The organism is Neobacillus sedimentimangrovi, assembly GCF_010614825.1.
Classification (GTDB): domain Bacteria; phylum Bacillota; class Bacilli; order Bacillales; family Cytobacillaceae; genus Neobacillus; species Neobacillus thermocopriae.
Genome location: NZ_JAAFZF010000090.1, coordinates 1 through 1786 on the forward strand (window position 1 = coordinate 1; position 1786 = coordinate 1786).

General features: G+C 34.7%; 2 protein-coding genes. One reads left to right on the forward strand and one right to left on the reverse strand.

Annotation, left to right across the window (positions count from 1 at the left end; translation table 11 throughout):
• Positions 1-264: 264 nt before the first annotated feature.
• The gene (gerD, locus tag GZA11_RS16130) at positions 265-855 is read right to left on the reverse strand and encodes a spore germination lipoprotein GerD (RefSeq protein WP_038538584.1); all 591 of its coding nucleotides are present in this window, start codon (positions 853-855) and stop codon (positions 265-267) included.
• A gap of 147 nt (positions 856-1002) precedes the next feature.
• Between gerD and GZA11_RS16135 the strand changes: the two genes are divergently transcribed.
• The gene (locus GZA11_RS16135) at positions 1003-1683 is read left to right on the forward strand and encodes a KinB-signaling pathway activation protein (RefSeq protein WP_163184391.1); all 681 of its coding nucleotides are present in this window, start codon (positions 1003-1005) and stop codon (positions 1681-1683) included.
• Positions 1684-1786: the final 103 nt, after the last annotated feature.

A 1786-nucleotide genomic window follows, 5' to 3' on the forward strand; every position in this document is an offset into this window, starting at 1 on the left:
GCGATGCTTACTTTTGCTGCAATGAATTTAAAGAAACTGGCAAACTGGACTTGGACTAGTCCAAAAATGGTATAATAATTGACCCCGTAGGGGTCAAATTAAAGTTAATATAGACCAAAAATTGCTTTAAATTTGAATAAATTTGAAAAGGCATTTCGAATTAAGTTTATTCGGAATGCCTTTTGTCTACAATCTGTCCTCTTCCATTTGGGAAGAGGTTTTTTATGCATTTTATGCACATAACAGGGTGAATGAGTAACTGATTTAGCTTTCTTGTTCTTCGCCTTCTTTTTTCTCTTTCTCATTTTTAGATGCTTCTGAGGCAGCTTTTAAAAGTAGTTCCTCAATTTTTGCTTTAAAAAGCGGACTATCAACGGTCTCAGTTATTACCTTTTGTAGGTGTTCGCGGTATTCCTTACTTTTTAATGCATCTGTCAGTTCCTTTTGAATTTCTGGTTCTTTAAATACTTCAATCATCATTCCTCGATATTCAGGGTCATTCATTAATTCTTTTAATAGCTTTTCATTTTCTTCTTTCATATTTTTAGCAACGCTTTTAGCAAATTTGGGGTCACTAAAAGCTTTTTTCCAAAACTCCGTTGCTTTATCAGAAGTAAGCGTTTGTTCAATAGTTGTGGCGACAACCTGTTGGTCCATAACTAAACTTTCCTTCATTTTATCATCAGACATAACTTCTTTGATTGCCTTTTTACCATCATCGGTTTTAAGAATATCGACTACCATTTTTTTGGTTTGTTCATAATCAACTTGCCCTCCATTTCCTGACTCCGCAGGAGCACAACTTGCTAATAAGAGTAGGGCGGATAGGAGGAGCGCCGTTCTTTTTCCATTCATGTTTAAGCTCCTTTCAGATATAAATCCTTAATGTTATGATGAAGAATTTTCATAAAGATTATTCGTTGTGCCTTCATTTTATAGATTTTTTATATAGGGATTGGTACAATCATAATGGTATTTAATCTTGCTTTGGAGGTTTATAGTGTGACAAGCCGCAATTGGGTAAAACTGTTTTTGACCACATCATTAGTTGGCGGGCTCACTACAGCGATTGTAGGATTAATTGTTCGCTGGAGTGAATTACAGCGGTATTTTGTTGAATTTCAACTTCTTGATATGATTTCTGCCATTGTATGGTTGATATTTATGGGGTTTTTAATAAGTGTTATAAGTCAAATGGGCTTTTTTTCTTATTTAACGATTCATCGATTTGGATTAGGAATTTTTAAATCTCCTTCATTATGGAATGGTGTACAAGTCGTTCTTATTTTATTTGCCCTCTTTGATCTAGTTTATTTGCGATATGAAAATTTTGCTGAATCAGGGGAAAGTGTTCTGCCTTATTTATTCCCTGCCTTTATCCTGTTGTTTGTAGGGATTATTACTGCATGGTTGAAAGTGAAACAAACCAATCGACAAGCCTTTATTCCTGCTTTATTTTTTATGATTGTCGTTACAATCGTGGAATGGGTTCCTGTTCTGCGAGAAAACTCAACACATTGGCTTTATTTAATGCTCGCAGCTTTACTGGCTTGCAATGCTTACCAACTATTAATTCTTCCCAAATTAAATGAAAAATCTCAGGAAGAAAGGCAGAAGCGTGTTCAACATTCCGGTCATAAGGGAAAAAAACCTCGTAAATTAAACAAAAAAGGGGCTGTCTAAAAAGTCCATTTAAGAGAAAAATGAACCCAAATTAAAAACCCAAGAATGTTGATTTAACAGCATTCTTGGGTTTTGCTTTTATAAAGATTTCGGCTGAAATACC

Bases quoted from the DNA above. Each gene is read 5' to 3' on its own strand.
- gerD (WP_038538584.1), bottom strand. From the start codon at position 855: ATGAATGGAAAAAGAACGGCGCTCCTCCTATCCGCCCTACTCTTATTA.